Here is a 19492-nt window from a genome sequence, read left to right on the forward strand (position 1 = left end):
GAGATTCGAAGATATTTTTAATTAAACTTTATCTAATTATATAAAATTAAAAGGAATTATTCGCCAAATTTTTACTTATCTTATATTTAATAATTTCGTAGTAATTATAATCATTAACTTTCAATATAGGAAGGCAGGACTAAAATTTAAGATAATAATTTAAATAAACTCGAAAAGTCGTAAGATTATTTATAAGTAAAGTGTATCGGAAGTTTTTAAATACTAAAAAATTTTTTTAGCTATAAAAGCCCCAATAATGCAGCCTAAACAATCTGCGATCATATCAGAATATTCAAATGTTCTTCCCAATTTCATATACTCTTGAAAAAATTCAATTATTATGCCGTATAGAGTTCCTAAAATTATTATTAGAAATTGATTTTTTTTAGGATAAGCTATTTTTGCTAATAAAGAAAGTCCTAAAAAAGTTAACATGTGAATTAGCTTATCATTATAAAGAGGCATGAATTTTAAAAACTCTTTATTACCTTTGGGGGCTCGTAACAACAACCAAGTTAAAATACAAAAATATATAATAAGTATAAATCGTATTTTTTTATGATGTTCAACTAACCAATTCTTTATATTTTTCAGCATTAATTAAATGGTTTGTTAGGATATTCACTAGCTTAATTTTTATTATCCACCCTTTTCCATAGGAATCTGTATTTATTAAACTCGGATCGCTTAACAATTCAGAGTTTACATCCAAAACTTTTCCATCTAAGGGCATATAGAGATCTGTGACAGTTTTTATTGCTTCAAGACTTCCGAAAATTTCATTAATTTTCAAAGTAGTGCCAATGCTTTCAACATCTACATATATGATATCACCGAGCTGTTCTTGAGCGTAATCAGTAATTCCAACATAAGCCACATTTTCTTTTACTATTTTTACCCAAATATGTTGTAAACTATACAATAGTTCTGATGGTATTATCATATAATCAAATGTACTTACTTTTTTTTAATTACCAAAAGTAAAAGTAGCACTTAAACCAGCTCTTATAGTAGAAAGGGGATAAGCAGTTGAAACTTTATATTTTGTTATCATTTGCTCGTAGAAGAATTTAAGATTAAAATTCTTAGTAAAACTATAATCAGTTGAAAATTTTAATGATACTAAATTTTGTCCACCAGTTACTTGTGAGTCTAATTCCACTAAACGTCTGATGGTTGTTTTATTATCTCTTATAGAAATATCTCCACGTATATTTAAATCTCCTGTCAAAGGTTTTGTAGCTCCTCTATATCTTAGTTTTAATTTAACATCTTTAACTATATATCCTAAACCGAAGACTACTTCATTGCCATAATCTTCTTGCAACGTATAATTTGTCAAACCGAGAGAATATATTCTATCTTTATTATATGCTATTCTTATCTGAATATTATTTCTCATAGTTACATCTACTCCAACTAATGGACTAAATCCTTCTGACATTACAGCCGTTCCATAGGTATAATAATTGTATCTGTTTCCATTCATATCTTTTTCCGGAGCGGTAGAATCGTTTTGAAATAGGTAGTAATCAGGATTAGTTTGTACGCCGTTAACTGTATAATTTGAAACATAACTATGATTAATTCTAAACTCTTTAAACCAATAATTTATAAGTGGTATATTTTTTAGACCACCATAGGTAATCTTCCAGTTAGGAATTGGCATATTGCGTTTATAACCCAATTTTTGACTACCTGCACTTCTTCCTGTAAAGGCTGATACAAATGATGGTAATAAAACCTCTGAATTTGTTAATCCATAACCATCTATGTAGCCATCATTATTAGCATCAACTAACGGCTGTCCTTGTTTTTCAGCTACTCTTTGAGACAATATCATGGAATTGCTGATCATCTTATTATATACATATTCTCCTGATTTAAACGCCGTAGCTATGGATATAACTGTGGAACTGAACATAGCAGATTGATTTACAAATGTATTAGCCATTTGTCCAGTGATAGGATCTATAGAATTAAACCCTGAATGAGATAGAGTTTTTTGATGATTTCTCATAATATTTAAATCTATCTGTAATTGATTAACGGGCTCTAACTGTAAGGTAGCGGAAACCTGCGAGTTATTGTTTTTTACATATGGATTGGTCATATATTCATTTAAGGAAATCCAACCTTCTGTTACCGCTTTATTTCTTAAATCAAATTGAGACCCAAATAGAAAACCAAAAGTAGGGCCGCTTTTGGAACCAGCATATCTTCCTACTCCAAAGAAACTTGGTTCCGGTAAAAATCCAGGCAAAATGGTACCTTTATTTTCATTCACTTGAATTTGTCCTCTTTTGAAACTACTTGCTATCATCCAAAGGTAATCGGTAGCTTTATATTTAGTTTTTAATGTATATTTTTTATATGATTTAGGTTTTTTCAGAGCAAAATTTGATTCATAAGCTCTATTTAAAGAATCTATTTCTCTTTGTCTTTTTCTTCTCTTTTCCTCAAATTTTTTATAGTTAGTAAAGTAATTATAAAACTTGCTAAAATCTATATTACCTATTGCTGTTATAGTTTGAGCATTTTGTGCGGTATTACCTAAACTTCTCTTTCTTGGATCAGCATTTGTAGGATCATATGAAGTTTGAAAACTTGAGCTTGCCTGCCAATCATATTGCCCTGTATATCCTAATTCCATAGAGGTAAAATCCATATATGGAAGCAAATGAATAGGTAATTTATAATTTAATTGGAATCTTTGGTTATAATTTATAGGTCTTCCCGAATTTAATAAACCGTTCCATATCATACCATCGTCGGGTACGCCGTTTCCTATATCATCCAATATAGTCCTTGTTCCAGATGAATAATCTAACTTTAAAGAACGCGTAAGATTGAATCCTATGTTATATTGCCACCCGAACAAAAAATTGTTAGCAAAAGTTGAACTGTAACTACTCGGATTATTATTAAGATATGCATTAATATCTCTATATTGGAACTCATTATAGGTTCTGGCAATATCTATCTTAAATGATAAACGAGTAGGTACCGGATTAAAATTAATTTCTTTTAGCCATCTTAAATATTTGGCAAATCTACTGGTATCCTGAACTACATTTAATTTCTTAAAAGGTTGATAATAAATACCTTTGGGCGAAAAATTATAATCTAAAGATGCCTGTAAATTTTGATATAAGCTATATGTTGTATAAATATCTCTAAAATAATCAGTTGAATATGAAAAAGAAGCTGATAAGTTTTCCACATCATAAAACCTTGGTTGTTTACTTGTAGTTCTATCTTTTCTAAAATTGGATAAAGAAATATTTTTTTGTGATGAATAACTTCTTACCACTTTTTTAAGTTCACTTTTTCTTGGGTCATTTTTTAACTTCACATCATTATCCAATGGATTATATTTAGGATCTATAAAGGTCTCTGACATGCTAATACTTACAGGTATTTTCATACCCCATTTTTCCGGAAGAACTTTATCTACATTCACCGCCGCACTAACCATATATTGCTTGGTTTCATCTTGGCTTCTTTCACTCGGTTTACTATCTATTGCTCCAAAACCTACGGATTGATAGGTTCCGGATGCGGATATTTGAGCAAAGTCTGCAAGATTAAAATTAATACTTGCATTGGCTGCATATCCTCCTTCATTATCAATATCAGTCAAGCGAAGTTCATCTAACCATAAGACAATATGTTTTTCTAAGGTAGAAGTATTTCTTACCCCCATCATAATTGAGTTTACATTGCCTATTGAGGGCCTACCTTTTACATATATAATTTTATCATCACTACCGGTAACGTGGCTACGATAGCGTATAGTACTATTATAAAGGTTATTTTTATCTTTTTCATTTTTAGCGGCTACTAAATCTTTTAACCTTAATTCAATTGTATTTTCAATAGGCCATATATCAATAGAAGAGGTAGCTGTATTGGGAGTGTATTTTAATGGAAATTCATATTCATAATAATTATCTGATAAATCACTACCTATACGGATAAAGAATTTAGCTTCTTTATCTACAATATTACTGGATACATCTTGCATATTTTGAGCATGTACAAACATTTTTAATGTTTTATATCGTCTCATATCCAGCGCTATATTTTTATAAATACCTCTAGGTTCAGAATTTTTCAAATCTTTTATTTCCAATTTCAACGAAGATTCATTTTGCATTTGTGTTCCGGTAGTATTTCCTAATATTTCTCTACTAATTCCCGGAGGCAATACATAAGGCGGACGAGAGGTAGAATTTTCTTCTAAATTTACTGCACTAATGATCACGTTTGAGACAGGTAAAAGTGTTGCTGTTCCTTCGTCTGAATCTTGTTTACTTTCACCAGTTATTGAGGAAATATTTTTTTCATACTTTCTCCAATCGCTTCGAACTAAATCTAAAGTCGCAAAACGTAAGGTAGCTGTATTGGAAAATCCTTTCATTAGCATACGAATGTAGCGTACATTATTTAATATTTCAGAAGAACCAAATTCATAATCGCTAACCGGGATTCTCACTAAATACCATGTTGTATTACCCTTTTTTCCATTAGGAAGTGATACTTCTACTTCTTTTTTATCTACTACAAAAGAATTTTGACTATTTCTTAAATTCGAGTCTAATAATGATAAACGATATTGTGTATAATTTTCCGTTTCATCCAGATTGAAGTCTTTATTTAAATCTTCTGTATCCGGAGATGCTGATGAAGCATCCATAGAATTGGCAGGAGAGTTACCTTCTAAGTTTCTATAATATTTATATCTGTTTATAATAGAACTTTTATCTTTAGAAGAATCCCATGCACCATTCAAATAAAATACGTAATCGTCTCCAGAAGGATCAATTTCACCGGTTATAGGATTTATATAATTGGCATAGTTTCCAATATTATATCCTTTACTTTTATAATAGTCTGCTTCTTCAGAACTCATTAAACCATCGTAACCAACATCTTGTTTCTTCCTTTCATCTCCTTTAGTATCAAAAGCATATACTAAAGGATAATTTTTGGGTTGCTTACCTAAATTTGTGGTTGTCATTAGGCTTAAATCATCAGTAATACCATTTTCATACTGCATAAATCCATCTTTTAAGACATCTTCGGATACATTACCTAATTGTATTATTAATTCGGGATTATTTCCTAAAGGATTTGATCCCGGTGATTTACTGTCAGCATAAGGATCCATCATCCAAAATTCTACATATTCTATATTAGCTTCCGAAAAATTAGTTACTGAAATTGGTCTCATTAATCCCCCCCATCTATCTTTTTCTGGGTCTTCATTGAGTGTATTGAAATTGTAAGGCCCTCTTTCTTTCGGATAAAAAGATACATCAAATGTATTCATATATAGCTGCTCTCCCGCTATATAATCTCTATCTGTAAATATTTCTTGATATTTAACCCGTCTTTGTAAATGTAGGGAAAGCGCATTATTATCTATACCCGCAGGTTGACCTCCTCCGATTCCGAAAAATCTTGGATCAATATTATACCAACTTATTAGAGCCCTTCCATTACCGTTTTTTATATCGTTCATGTAGGTCCCTTCTTTTTCTGGCTTACTGGCTATTCCCCAATATCCGGGCTCTTTTAAACTTATTTTTGAAGCTGTTGTTTCAAAATCATCTATATAAGAATTATCATTGATAGTTTTATTTTGTCCCGGCAATAAAGCAGCGCCTTCCACTTTAAAACTCATATTAGATTCCGCTTCGGTTTTGATTCCCGGTATCCAATTGGTAAGTTTTGTTAAGAAAGGGAATTCCTTATTCAACATCATATTAAATCCAATCATGGAATTATTAACGGGTTCTGATCCAAATTGTACTTTTTGTGTAAGAGGTCTTTCTTTGTAGTTAAGGAATGTTGCTCCAACAATAAAGTCGTTATTAAATTTATGCTCTACATTCAATCCCATAAATCTCTTCTTTTGCATATTAAATGCAAATTGGTTTTCCAAACTTATATTAATGGGAACTCCCGAATTTTTATAAGTCTCATTTATGATTGTTACCATTCCCATTTGGTAATCCACTACGTAGTCTACCCCTTCCGTTAAAGTTTGCCCATTGGCTGAAACTTGTACCGAACCTCTTGGTACATTAAATGCACCTAGTGAAATACCGTTTCCTATACTTCCTTTAAATCTACCTTCTATAGTATATCTATTTGCTAGGGGATCAGAAGTAACTGTATTACTCCCTTTTAAATCTTTATATAATTTTTCAAAAATATACTTCCCGTCTACCGATTTGGTTTTTAAGTATTCACCGAAGGGCTCTACTTTGGTAAATATCAATTTACCTTTTTGAGAGTTTATGGTAACCCCTTCTACAAAGTCAAAAATACCATCTCCTTTTCCGCTGTCAGTTGCATCACTATTTTGATTTAATCTATCCCAATTTAATAATTGCATTAACTGCATATTTCTAACATTGGGATCGGGCAAATAATTTATTTTCCCTTGAGAGGCATCTTGATACATAACATTTAACATGAAACCTTCTGAAGAAATTTGTGAAGCTTCCATAGAATAAATATTTTTCATCATTAAGTCCCACATAGGAGATTCAGGAGAAACAATTTGGTTAGGCTTCAATAATTTTAATATTAATACTCCTGTTACTTCATTGGAAAATTCTCCGACTTTATAAATCTTACCTGGATTTTTCGAATCTGTATATTGAAAAGCTACCGCTAATAGTTGATCATTATTTAACTTCTGATTCAATGATATATATCCTAATTGCGCATGGTAAGAATATTCAGATTCAGATAATTTTTTTACTCTTTTGTGAACCACAAATTCTTTACCACTTTCATAATTTTTAACGGTAGATGGCGAAGCTGAGGTTGGCACAACTGGTAACGAAACGCCGTTAACTGTATTATAAGTTGTCGAAGCATCTCTAATTCCAGCAAGGGTTGAAATTGTATTATATAAATTTATATTTGAATTATCAGGTAACTGTCCAGTATTGGATTCCCCTAAATCTCTTAAAGCTATAACTGGATGTTGCTCTTGTAAATTTGAATTTCCTAAATCAATTCTCCACACTTCAATTTTGGTAATATTAATAGTAGAAGCTATTACCGGATAATTTTCCAGGGACTTATCATAATTATCTCTAAAATAATGGGTTAAGAAGTAATGTTGATTTTCATCGTAATCAATAGCTTTGATTTTGAAATTATTTAGCACCCCTCCTCCTTGAACGGTAATATTTCTGGCTTCCGATTGTTGCTCTGAAAATACTGTTGTTAAAAAAGTATTTCCAAATTGAAATTCACCTTTAACTCCGAAAAGTGATTGAGCACCGGTAATTAAACTGGTGCTGAGAGGCATATTTACATTTCCGAACTCTATCTTTTTAATTATATTATCTTCACCTCCGTTGGCACCATTTGGCAGGTTTCCACCATTTGCCGAACCTGGAATCCATGCTAAATTTAATTTATTCTCAAAATTAAATCCTGCTTGTGTGTCATAATTAACACCTAGATGTACATTATTTCCTACATTTCCTATAAGGCTCATTTGTATTCTTTGCCTTAGATCTATAGTAAAATTTCGTCTGTTTTGAGGTAAAATCTGAGGATTATCAATCTTTTGATGTAATATACCCAAATCAAAAGAAGCAAATCCTGAAGGTTTTAATTCAATTTTATTACCTCCAAAAATTTGCTCAAACAATTTTGATTTTACAGTAATTCCAGGAATAAATCCCTTCTTTTCAACTTCTCTACCTTCTTTATTGGCTCTTCCTATTTCATCTTGTAAACGAGATCGATCCTTGTAATATTCATCAAACTTTTGTTGCATTACATAGTTGGTATATTCTTCTGCAGTCATAGTTATCGGTGTACCGACTACTACCCCACCCAACTTGGGATATAAAATGTAATTTCCGCTTTTATAATCATAATAAGCTTCGTATTTTACAGGATCATCAAGTTGTAAAACTTGTTCATCATCATTTTCCTGTGCAATTAAAACTCCTATACTTACACAAAATATGGCTATAAATAGCAAATAATTACGAATATACCCTAACACTTTTAAACTTTTATAGTTTTTTTAAAGTTTCCTTAATAAGTTCTTCAACTTCTATTTCCGGATTATCCTTTAAAATTTTATCAATTATTTTTTCGGTAATTTTTTTAGAAATGCCTAACACCTCCAATGCACTTAACGCTTCAGATTTGTTTTTATTGCCCAAACTATTATCTAATAATTCAGGCAATTCAAATGTAGAAATTTTATCCCGCAAATCAACTATTATCCTCTGCGCGGTTTTAGCTCCTATTCCTTTTATTTTCTGTAATGCTAAATTGTTACCGCTTGAAATAGCAGAAGTTATTTCTAATACGGACATAGATGAAAGCATCATAATGGATGAAGAAGGACCCACTCCATTAACACTAATTAGTAGATTAAATAATAACCGTTCTGTTTTTGTTGAAAACCCATATAAAGAATGGGAATCTTCTCGAATAATTTCTTGTATATACACTAAAGACTTATCCTGATTTTGTATATCTTTATATGTTTGTAAACTTATGGTAGCAAAATATCCCACTCCATTGCAGTCTATTATTACACTGGAAGGGGTTATTTCAAAGATAGTACCTGATAAATGAGATATCATTTTTAATTTTTTAGCGAAAATATAAATTATTTCCTTCCTTGTGCATCTATAGCTGCAAGAGAGGCAAGATTTACAATTTCATCTATATTTGAATTTTCATTCATTATATGTATCGATTTTCCTAATCCCAATAAAATCGGTCCTACACTTTTTATGGAGCCTATTCCTTTAGCTAAATTAGCACTCAAATTTGCAGAAACCATATTAGGAAACACTAAAACGTTTGCAGGTTTTGTATTTAATTTACTAAATGGGAATTCATTTACTAATTGATCATTTAATGCATAATCTGGTTGTATTTCTCCATCTACTATCAAATTAGGATTTGCTTTATTAAGTATTGCAACTGCTTCAGCTACTTTTTTGGATATTTCCGAATTTCCTGAGAAATTTTCGTTGGATATCATTGCTATCCTTGGTTCAATATTTAGCTTTTTAGCATAATTAGCTGTAGTTTGGGCTATAACAGCCAATTCTTCTGATGTTGGATCATCTGTAAGTAAGGTATTAGCAATGAATACAGGTCCGTTTTTAGATAGTAAAACTATAATAGAGGCTAGATTATTAGATATTTCTGAATAATTTACAACTTTTACAATCCCACTCAAAGATTCCTTGTAGCTTTTAGAAAACCCTGTTAAAAAAGCATCAGCATCTCCCATCTCTACTGCTACTGCTCCGTAGTAATCACTAATTTTTAGGAACTGCTTTGCTTGATCTTTTGAAGTTATTCCTTTCCTTTGTTTTGTTTGATAAAGGTATTCTGAATATTTTTCAAAACCTCCTTGAGTATCTATCGAATCTATATCAATTATATCAAGTTCAATTTGTAAATTATATTGATGTAAAACTTTTTTGATTATATCTTTTCTTCCTAATAAAATTGGTTTTGCAATTTTCTCTTCTGCTAATATTTGTGCTGCTTTTAAAACATTATATTCTTCAGCATTATTTATTATTATTTTTTTTGGATTAGATTTTGCCTTTGCCTTAAATTGTCTAATAAGTTTTTCATCATTTCCCCCCATTCGATCTAATAATTCTTCTTCATAGGCTTTCCAATCTGTAATGATATGTTGTGCTACACCACTATCGATTGCAGCTTTAGCTACTGCCATAGATACTTTTGTAATTAATCGGTTATCAAATGGTTTAGGTATAATATAATCTCTACCAAACTTCATGCTTTTAACGTTATAAGCTCGAATTACTTGTTCAGGAACACTTTCTTTAGCCAATTCAGCCAATGCTTTAACTGCCGCTAACTGCATTTCCTGATTAATATCTGTAGCTCTAACGTCTAATGCTCCTCTGAAAATGTATGGAAAACCTAATACATTATTTACTTGATTAGGATAATCACTTCTTCCAGTTGCCATTATTACATCTTTGCGAGTTTCAATTGCTAGGTTATAATCTATTTCCGGAGTTGGATTAGCCATTGCGAAAACTATAGGATTTTCGTTCATTGATAGGAGCATTTCCGGAGTAAGCAAGTTACCTTTGGATAATCCAATAAATACATCACTATTTCTTATTGCATCTTCTAATGTTCTATCAGGTGTATCCACAGCAAATTCTGTTTTTTCTTCATTTAAACCTGTTCGACCTTTATAAATAACCCCTTTGCTATCACACATTAAAATATTTTGAGGGCTAGCTCCCAATGCTTTATATAAACGTGTACATGATATAGCTGCGGCACCTGCTCCGCTTACAACTATTTTTACCTCAGATATTTTTTTATTAGATATTTCCAATGCATTTAATAAAGCTGCAGCTGATATAATTGCGGTCCCATGTTGGTCATCATGCATTACCGGAATATTTAATTCCGCCTTTAGTCTTTTTTCAATTTCAAATGCTTCTGGTGCTTTTATATCTTCTAAATTTATGCCTCCAAATGTCGGAGCTAAAGATTTAACTATTTCAATAAATTTGTCCGGATTGGTTTCATTTACTTCAATATCAAAAACATTTATTCCAGCAAATATTTTAAATAATAAACCTTTTCCTTCCATAACCGGCTTAGAAGCATCTGCGCCAATATTTCCCAATCCTAAAACAGCGGTACCGTTAGAAATCACAGCAACTAAATTGCCTTTTGCTGTATATTTATAACTATCTGCATTATTTTTTTGTATTTCTAAACATGGCTCTGCTACACCGGGAGAATAGGCTAAGGCTAAGTCCCATTGAGTTGAATGGGGTTTGGTAGGGATAACTTCTATTTTACCTTCTGGTTTGGAACTATGATATTCTAAAGCAGCTTCTTTTAAATTTTTTTCTCGTGACATCGTTTTTATATTTTGACATACAAAAATAAATATTTTTATTTTATAACATAGACATGATTTTATACCTTTAATTTATATTATAAAAATATACATAAATATTATTTATTTAACTCATAGATAATCACTTGATTAGTAAATATTTGAATTTAATATTTATAATTACTTATTTTATGTTTTTATAAGATATAGAAATTTTGTTAAAATATTATAATTAAAAGAGTTCCACGAATAAATAAGATATATCCCAAATCCATAAAGAAATTGTATATTTTCATATTCAATTATTTAAATTAATGAGCTGTAATCTAATTATAGATTATTGATATACTTTATAGGTAATATTTGTTTACTTTTGTAGTGTAATAAATTTATTCATGAGAACAACTTTAGAAATTAGAATTGATAGATTAAAAAATAATGGTCATAATATATCTGTGAATAAAGTTCTTACAGATGGTTTTAGTGCTTGGAAAAGTACGATTTTTTATGGTTTTTTTTGTATAATTTTCAGTTATCTATTCAATAATTTGGTTAGTACTATTCTCAGTAATTATCTGGGAACTCATATGATAGAGTTAAAATTCAAAAACTTAGTATCTCAGCTGAATAATGATCCTAGAGTCTTAGAGGAAATTATTTCCCTTTATAAAACTAACCCAATGTTTATTAATAAAATTATCCTTTCTTCTTTTATTGGTATTCTATTATTATATCCTTTAAATGCAGGAGTTGTTTTCTGCGCACATCAGATCGACAAAAATGGTAGAACAAGCTTTAAAGATTTAATCAGCGGATATCAGGGAAAAAAATTTATTAAATTGTTAGGTTTACAGCTAATACATATAATAATAATAAGCATTAGTTGCTTGTTTCTATTTCTCCCAATAATATATATAGTTCCCGGTTTTATTTTGGCTGGAGCTTTCATTATTATTGATGATGTTCCATTAACCAAAGCTATTTCTTATAGTTTTAAAATAGTAAATATGTATTTTGGAAAGATTTTACTGGTTTTAATCTTTTCTTACTTTTTTAGTAAAATATTTGGAATTTTAATGTGCTTTATCGGTCTCCTTTTTACCCTTTCCTATTCAAATGCCATTGTTTATTCTATTTATAGGAATACTGTAGGCGCAATTGTTATTGATAACGAAGTAAATGAATAATATTATTTCCTATATTAAAAATTATTTTGAATTATTTAAAGATTCAATAAAAAAAATACGAATTAAATATAACATCCTAATAAGGAAATTTAGAAATCAAAATCCTCAGGTATTTATATATTTAGCAAGCATTTTAATAGGAATAATCGGTGGCATTAGTGCGGTAATCTTAAAAAACTTAGTTAGCTTAACTGAAGAACTGATTTATCATAACAAAAATTTCAATTTTAATTATTGGACTATATTTTTTCCAACTATAGGGATTATTTTAACAGTAACTTTTATTAAATATCTTGTTAAGATGGACATCAGCCATGGGGTTGAAAAAGTTTTATTTACCATTTCAAAAAAACGTAGCATAATTGATAAGAAAAACACTTATAGTTCTATCATTTCCAGTTGTTTAACTATCGGATTTGGTGGATCAGTGGGAACAGAAGCTCCGATAGTATATACGGGGGCTGCTATAGGATCCAATATCGCTCAAGAATTTAAACTAAATTTAAAGTTAAGAACGTTATTTATTGCTTGTGGCTGTTCTGCGGCAATTGCAGGTATTTTCAAAGCTCCTATAGCAGCAATTATTTTTTCTCTTGAAGTTTTAATGATTGATTTAAGTATGTGGTCATTAATACCTATCTTAATATCTTCAACGACCGGAGCATTGATTTCTTATTTCTTATTGGGCGATAATATTTCATTTTATTTTGCAATATTTGAGCCATTCGATAAATCTAAAATTATTTATTATATTATTTTAGGCATTGCGTGTGGATTTTTTTCATTATATTTTATTAAAATCAGTCGTTTAATTGAAAAAAAATTTTCTAAAAGTAAAAGTATTTATGTAAAAGCTATTTTAGGAGGTATGGCAGTTGGGCTGTTAATCTTTATATTTCCACCTCTTTTTGGGGAGGGATATATTGGCTTGCAGCATTTAATGAGCTCTAGTCCCGAAAGCATAGCCAAAAATTCTCTCTTTTATTTGGTACGAGAAAATGATTATTTTTTAATTATATTTTTATTAGGCATATTGTTTATAAAAGTAGTGGCAAGTAGTTTTACTACATCTGCCGGCGGTATAGGTGGGGTATTTGCTCCTGCTCTTTTTACGGGGGGAATATTGGGATTTGTTTTTACTAAGATTATTAATCTAACTAATTTTACTAAACTTTCCGAACATAATTTTACTTTGGTAGGTATGGCTGGTGTTATGGCTGGTATCATGCATGCACCTATGACCTCTATTTTTCTTATTGCAGAAATAACTGGCGGATATAGTTTATTATTTCCTTTAATCATAACTTCAACTATTGCATATCTTGTTAAATATCATTTTGATAAACATTCTGTATATACTTATAATTTAAAAAGAAATAATCAGATGATCACTCATAACAAAGATAAAGAGGCGATTAGAAGAATGAATATTAAAAATTTGATTGAAAAAAACTTTGTTAAGATTTCATCTTCTTTATCTTTTACGGAATTTATTGAGGATATTATACCTACATCAAGTAAAAAGTTCTTTATTGTTGAAGATACTGATCAATGTTTTAAAGGATACATCATTTTGGATGATTTGATAACTATTTTACTTCATAAAGAAAAATATGAGACTTTACATATTGAAGATTTAATTGTAACCTCTTCGGAACGTATTTCTTTACTTGATGATAATGAAACTATTTTCAAAATTTTTGATAATTCAAAATCATTATATCTTCCTGTTATAGAAAATGATAAATTCATCGGCATGCTTTCCAAATCAAAATTATTGGATAAATATCGAAAATTAATTGTTGATTTTTCCGAAGATTAATTTTTTAAATATTTCACACTACCGGATTTTTAAAAACTATATTTAAATATAATTTCTTCGATATAAAACTACCTACCGGTAATGTTCAATATTTTAACTAAATTTATGTTTTTTTATTTTTTCAGCTTTAAAAAAACATCAGAAAGACATTGTACAATGCTTTGAGCTGTCATAGCCTCTTGAGAAAATTTTTCAGATGCATAATCTCCAGCTTTGCCGTGTATATATACACCCAGTATTGCTGACAATTTTGAATCATATCCTTGTGCCAATAGTCCCGTTATAATTCCGGTTAGCACATCGCCGCTTCCTCCTTTTGCCATACCTGCATTACCGGTAGCGTTATAATAACAAAGTCCATCAGGTAATAATATAGCTGTATTATGTCCCTTTATTACTATAACAATTTCATATTCTTTTGCTTTTTTTCTGGCTAATTCGCATTGTTCAATTGAAGAAGATGTTTTTCCAAATAATCTTTCAAATTCTTTAGGATGAGGGGTTATAATTGAATTTTTTGGAACCAGTTTTAATAAATCATTATTTTCTGATATTATATTTAGCGCATCGGCATCAAGAACCATAGGATTATTTTCTTTTTCCAATAATTTTTCAAATGCCATTTTTGTAAGTACCTCAGTCCCTAATCCAGGGCCTATTCCAATTCTATAATTTTCAAAAGGTATCTGAATATCTTCGATATACTTATCTCCACATGAGAAAAACATAGCCTCAGGAGCTAATGTTTGAAGTACTGAATTACCATATTCGGGTGCTCCAGTAAATACAAGACCAGTACCTACTCGTAAAGCAGACAAGGTAGAAAATGTAATAGATCCCATTCTTCCATAGCTTCCTCCTACAATGATTGCTTTTCCAAAATTACCCTTATTGCTAAATGGATTTCTTCCCTTATAATTTTTTTCGCAAAAACTATATTCTATAAGATAATTATCGGTTTTTTCATCTTCTATAAACTTCTTGTCTAAACCAATATCAAGTACATATATATTTCCTGCATATTGCGCAGCTTCGAGATGAAGAAACGATCTTTTATAAAATTCAAATGTCAACGTTTCATCTGCTCTAAATACGGTTTGCCCTTCTTCGGGTATTGAATCAGCAAATAATCCTGATGGAATATCGATGGAAATTTTTATAGCATTAGATTCATTGAGTTGGTTAACTATTTTTTCTTCTATGCCGGATAATTTTTTATTTAAGCCTATCCCAAATAAAGCATCTATGATGATAGCCTTTTCTTCGCTTATTTCAAAATCGTCTCCTTCTATAAAATATACAGATTTTGGATATTTATCGAAATTTTCCTGAGTTTCTTCTGCAAAATCTGAAGAGGACTGTATTATATGAGCCTCAACATTATAATTTTCACTATTTAATAATCTTGCTAAGGCTAATCCATCTCCTCCGTTTTTTCCTTTACCACAGAAAATATAGTAAGTATATTCATTTGAATACTTATTTTTTAGCCATTCAAAGCATGCTATAGCCGCTTTTTCCATTAAAGCTAAAGATGTTGTCTCCTCACTTTTAATAAATTGACTCTCGCATTCTTTAATTTGTTTTGATGTTAATATCTTCATAAGTAGTATTGTTAGTTTCTAGTTATTAAAAATCTCCAAAGTTTATTTTTCCAAATTTCTCCCGCATAATCTATTCCTATCCTTTCAGTGGTAATAAAATTTGGCTTAACATGAGAATCTTCAATCCATATTTTTGAAGAGTAAGATAAATCTTCACCATAAAAATCTCCACTTAACTGCAATAATTTGCCAACCCTTCCCGGACCGGAACATTTTTCAACTCCTCTTATCAAAACTGCTTGAGGATTATTTTCTTTACCAGTTACAAAATTTAACATCCAATAAATTCCATATATCAGATATACATATACTTTTCCTCCTTCATGGTACATAATTTCTGTTCTTTTAGTTCTACCTTTGCTTGCATGACACGCTAAATCTTCTTCCCCTACATAGGCTTCGGTTTCAGTAATTGTATATTTTTCAATTTTCCCGGAATCGTAAACTCTTACAATTTTTTTACCTAATAATCCTTGTGCAACAAAAAGTGCTTCATTTTGAAAAAATTCACTATCGATTCTCATTTTATCTTCACTTCTGTAAAAATAAATACTTTTTTTTAATTATAAGTTATTAAAATTAAATTTAATTAATAAAAATAACAATTTATTTTATTTATATAAACTTACATACAAAAAACAAATTATAAATATTTATACATCAAAAATTGTCTATTTTTTTTATTATTTTAAAAAAAAACACAATTTGTATTTTATTTTATAAAGGAATATAACACATATCTACTTTATTTTTAATTCGAAATGAGAAAATATAAAAACTTTAATATTTAGAAAAGATTCTCAAAATGAAATTAAAGTTACATTATTTAGGCTAGTTCAGCTGCTTTATTATCAATACAATTTTTATTGCTTAACTGTTTTAAATTATCTAAAGTTACTAAAGCAATTTGTGTAAGTGCTTCTTCAGTAAAAAACGCTTGATGGGCAGTTACCAATACATTGGGAAATGAAAGTAATAATTGAATTTTATCATCTTCAATAATTGTCTCGGATAAGTCTCTGAAAAACAACTTTTCTTCTTGTTCGTATACATCAATACCTAAGGCTCCGATTTTTTTGGCTTTTAAACCGTCAATTATGTCTTGTGTATTAATAAGACCTCCCCTACTGGTATTTATTAAATATACACCTGTTTTCATCATATCTATTGTTTTTTTATTGATAATATGATGGGTTTCAGGGGTTAATGGGCAATGTAATGAAATTATATCCGATTGTTGCAAAAGCTCTTCCAAAGTGGCATATTTAAATCCTTCTTTTTGTAATTCCTCACTTGGATATACATCGTATGCAATAACATTTGTTCCTAAAGCTTTAATCGTCTTACAAAATACCCTTCCTATGTTACCAGTACCTATTATACCCACTGTTTTTTTATAAATATTAGTTCCTAACAAACCATTAAGAGAAAAATTTTGTTCTCTAACTCTATTGTATGCTTTATGAGTTTTCCTGTTTAAGGTTAAAAGCATAGCTAACGTATGTTCTGCTACTGCTTGTGGGGAATAAGCAGGCACTCTACAAACTTTAATTTCATATTTTTTTGCTGCTTCCAAGTCTACATTATTAAATCCTGCATTTCTAAGCGCTATATATTTAATGCCTCTATTTTTTAATTTCTTAATAACTCGTTCGTTTAATTTATCATTTACAAACACACAAATAGCATCTGTTCCTTCTTCAATGATGTTCACAGTATGCTCATCTAAATTAGGTTCAAAGTATTCTAGATCGTAATTGAAATTTTTATTACATTCATTAAAGAATTTAATATCATAGGGTTGTGTTGAAAAAAATGATACTTTCATATATAAATTTTTATTATTAAACTTATTTTTATACAAATACAAATATTATACAAAATTATATATAATTTTTTTTTACTTTAAAGTTTATATTTATAAAAATAAAATATAAATTGTTCACATAAAGATACAAAATGCTTATAATCAGCGATTTAATTAAATTAATTTAATCATATTTTTATATAAAAAAAGAACCGTAAAGATTACGGTTCTTCATGAATTATTTTTCTTAAATATTTTGATTCAAGAAAGGATTATTGTCCTTCTTCCATCTTTCTTTTTAATTCTTGTAATTCATCTAAATCTCCTAAAGTAGATTTTTCAACGCTTTGATTTTGAGATTTCACTTGCTTTTCAGTTTCTTCTCTATTTTCTTCTTCACGGAAAGTTCCGGTATGTGAAACTACTACTCTTTTGAACTCTTTATTAAATTCGATTACTTTGAATTCAGCTTCGTCTCCTTTTTTAATTTTAGAGCCATCTTCTTTTTCTAATAATCTTGATGGACAAAAACCTTCTACTTCAACATCTTCGAACTGAACGGTAGCTCCTTTGTCAAATAACTGAATAACTTTTCCTGTGTGAACAGTTCCTTCTGCATATTTAACTTCGTATTTGTCCCAAGGATTTTCCGTTAATTGTTTATGACCTAGACTTAATCTTCTAGCTTCGGTATCTAATTCTAAAACTACTACATCTAGAACATCACCTACAGAACAAAATTCAGAAGGATGTTTAATCTTTTTAGTCCAAGAAAGATCCGAAATGTAAATTAATCCGTCTACTCCTGCTTCAAGTTCTACAAATACTCCAAAATTAGTAAAGTTTCTAACGGTTCCTTTGTGTTTTGATCCAACAGGATATTTAGCTGTAATATCAGTCCATGGATCTGGAGTTAATTGTTTCATACCTAAAGACATCTTTCTTTCTTCTTTATCTAAGGTAAGAATAACACATTCTACTTCATCTCCAATTTTAACAAAATCCTGAGCTGATCTTAAATGTGTTGACCAAGACATTTCAGAAACGTGTATTAATCCTTCTACCCCTGGTGCTACTTCAACAAAAGCTCCGTAATCTGCTAATACGACTACTTTTCCTTTTATCTTATCTCCTACTTGTAAATTTGGATCTAAAGCATCCCATGGATGTGCTTCCAATTGTTTCATTCCTAATTGGATTCTTGATTTTTGATCATCAAAATCAAGTATTACCACATTTACTTTCTGATCTAGTTGAACAACTTCAGATGGATGGTTGATTCTACTCCAAGATAAGTCTGTGATGTGAATCAATCCGTCTACACCTCCTAAGTCAATAAATACTCCATAAGAGGTAATGTTTTTAACCACCCCTTCTAATACTTGACCTTTTTCAAGTTGTCCGATAATTTCTTTTTTCTGATCTTCAATATCTGCTTCAATCAGTGCTTTATGAGATACAACTACATTTTTAAATTCGTGATTAATTTTAACGATTTTAAATTCCATAGTTTTTCCAACATACTGATCGTAATCTCGGATAGGTTTTACATCAATTTGTGAACCTGGTAAGAAAGCTTCAATGCCAAATACATCTACAATCATTCCTCCTTTTGTTCTTGATTTAACATATCCTTCAACAATTTCTCCGGTTTCATGAAGTTCGTTAACTCTATCCCATGCTTTTAGCATTCTTGCTTTTCTATGAGAAAGTTGTAATTGTCCGGTTTTATCTTCTCTTTGAGCTACCATTACTTCTACTTCGTCACCCACAGCAAGGTTCGGATTGTAACGGAACTCATTTAATGAAATTACTCCTTCTGATTTAAAGTTTATATCAACGATAGCTTCTTTGTCTGTAATGCGCACAACTTTACCTTTGAAAACTTGGTTCTCATCAAGCTCTCTCAAAGAAGTATCATACATTTTTTCTAACTCAGACTTTTCTTTTCTATCCTCTGCGTTTAATCCAGATTCAAAAGAATCCCAGTCAAACTGCTCGGGAGTTACATTTGCATTTTTTAGAGCATCTTGCCCTTCTTCAAAATTTTTAGTCTCTTCAGACATATTTTATTAACATTGTATTCCTTAGCTTTTCAACGTAAGAGTATGGCGAAATTGATTGCTTAGGAAGTGGATTATACTTTACATTATAACG

The 19492-nt window shown here is 30.0% G+C and carries 11 protein-coding genes; 2 read left to right on the forward strand and 9 right to left on the reverse strand.

Features of this window, described 5'->3' with window-relative positions; all coding sequences use genetic code 11:
• Positions 1–222 precede the first annotated feature (222 nt).
• The 5 genes from Q0T35_RS03995 to Q0T35_RS04015 are packed head-to-tail and all read right to left on the reverse strand — an operon-like array spanning position 223 to position 10936.
• Positions 223–597, reverse strand: a complete 375-nt coding sequence (locus tag Q0T35_RS03995) for a VanZ family protein (RefSeq protein ID WP_295841051.1) — start codon at positions 595–597, stop codon at positions 223–225.
• Positions 566–943 carry a glycine cleavage system protein GcvH gene (gcvH, locus tag Q0T35_RS04000; RefSeq protein WP_293919016.1) on the reverse strand — a complete coding sequence of 126 codons (378 nt, stop codon included), beginning with the start codon at positions 941–943 and terminating at the stop codon, positions 566–568. Before gcvH ends, Q0T35_RS03995 begins: the two co-directional genes overlap by 32 nt.
• 24 nt (positions 944–967) lie before the next feature.
• A complete protein-coding gene (sprA, locus tag Q0T35_RS04005; protein ID WP_295841052.1) occupies positions 968–8047 on the reverse strand; it encodes a cell surface protein SprA in 7080 nt (2359 codons plus the stop codon).
• A 10-nt stretch (positions 8048–8057) separates the two neighbouring features.
• Positions 8058–8639, reverse strand: coding sequence for a Holliday junction branch migration protein RuvA (gene ruvA, locus Q0T35_RS04010; RefSeq protein ID WP_293919329.1), 582 nt, complete (start codon positions 8637–8639; stop codon positions 8058–8060).
• A 26-nt stretch (positions 8640–8665) separates the two neighbouring features.
• Positions 8666–10936 (reverse strand): NADP-dependent malic enzyme, encoded by a 2271-nt coding sequence (locus Q0T35_RS04015; protein WP_295841053.1) that lies wholly within the window; start codon positions 10934–10936, stop codon positions 8666–8668.
• Positions 10937–11310: 374 nt separating this feature from the next.
• Between Q0T35_RS04015 and Q0T35_RS04020 the strand changes: the two genes are divergently transcribed.
• Both Q0T35_RS04020 and Q0T35_RS04025 read left to right on the forward strand, forming a co-directional pair.
• On the forward strand, positions 11311–12102 hold the full coding sequence (locus Q0T35_RS04020) for a hypothetical protein (RefSeq protein ID WP_295841055.1): 792 nt from the start codon (positions 11311–11313) through the stop codon (positions 12100–12102).
• Entirely contained in the window at positions 12095–13924 is a 1830-nt protein-coding gene (locus Q0T35_RS04025) for a chloride channel protein (protein WP_295841057.1), read from the forward strand. The genes Q0T35_RS04020 and Q0T35_RS04025 overlap by 8 nt, the downstream gene beginning before the upstream one ends.
• A gap of 113 nt (positions 13925–14037) precedes the next feature.
• Here Q0T35_RS04025 and Q0T35_RS04030 read toward each other — a convergent pair whose 3' ends face one another.
• From Q0T35_RS04030 to rpsA, 4 genes are all read right to left on the reverse strand, one after another.
• Positions 14038–15528 (reverse strand): NAD(P)H-hydrate dehydratase, encoded by a 1491-nt coding sequence (locus tag Q0T35_RS04030; protein ID WP_295810954.1) that lies wholly within the window; start codon positions 15526–15528, stop codon positions 14038–14040.
• An 11-nt stretch (positions 15529–15539) separates the two neighbouring features.
• Positions 15540–16052 (reverse strand): DNA-3-methyladenine glycosylase, encoded by a 513-nt coding sequence (locus Q0T35_RS04035; protein ID WP_293918648.1) that lies wholly within the window; start codon positions 16050–16052, stop codon positions 15540–15542.
• A 302-nt stretch (positions 16053–16354) separates the two neighbouring features.
• On the reverse strand, positions 16355–17356 hold the full coding sequence (locus Q0T35_RS04040; RefSeq protein WP_293918650.1) for a 2-hydroxyacid dehydrogenase: 1002 nt from the start codon (positions 17354–17356) through the stop codon (positions 16355–16357).
• Positions 17357–17607: 251 nt separating this feature from the next.
• On the reverse strand, positions 17608–19401 hold the full coding sequence (gene rpsA, locus Q0T35_RS04045; RefSeq protein WP_293918651.1) for a 30S ribosomal protein S1: 1794 nt from the start codon (positions 19399–19401) through the stop codon (positions 17608–17610).
• Between the last annotated feature and the right edge of the window lie 91 nt (positions 19402–19492).

This window comes from uncultured Apibacter sp., assembly GCF_946479295.1.
Lineage (GTDB): Bacteria > Bacteroidota > Bacteroidia > Flavobacteriales > Weeksellaceae > Apibacter.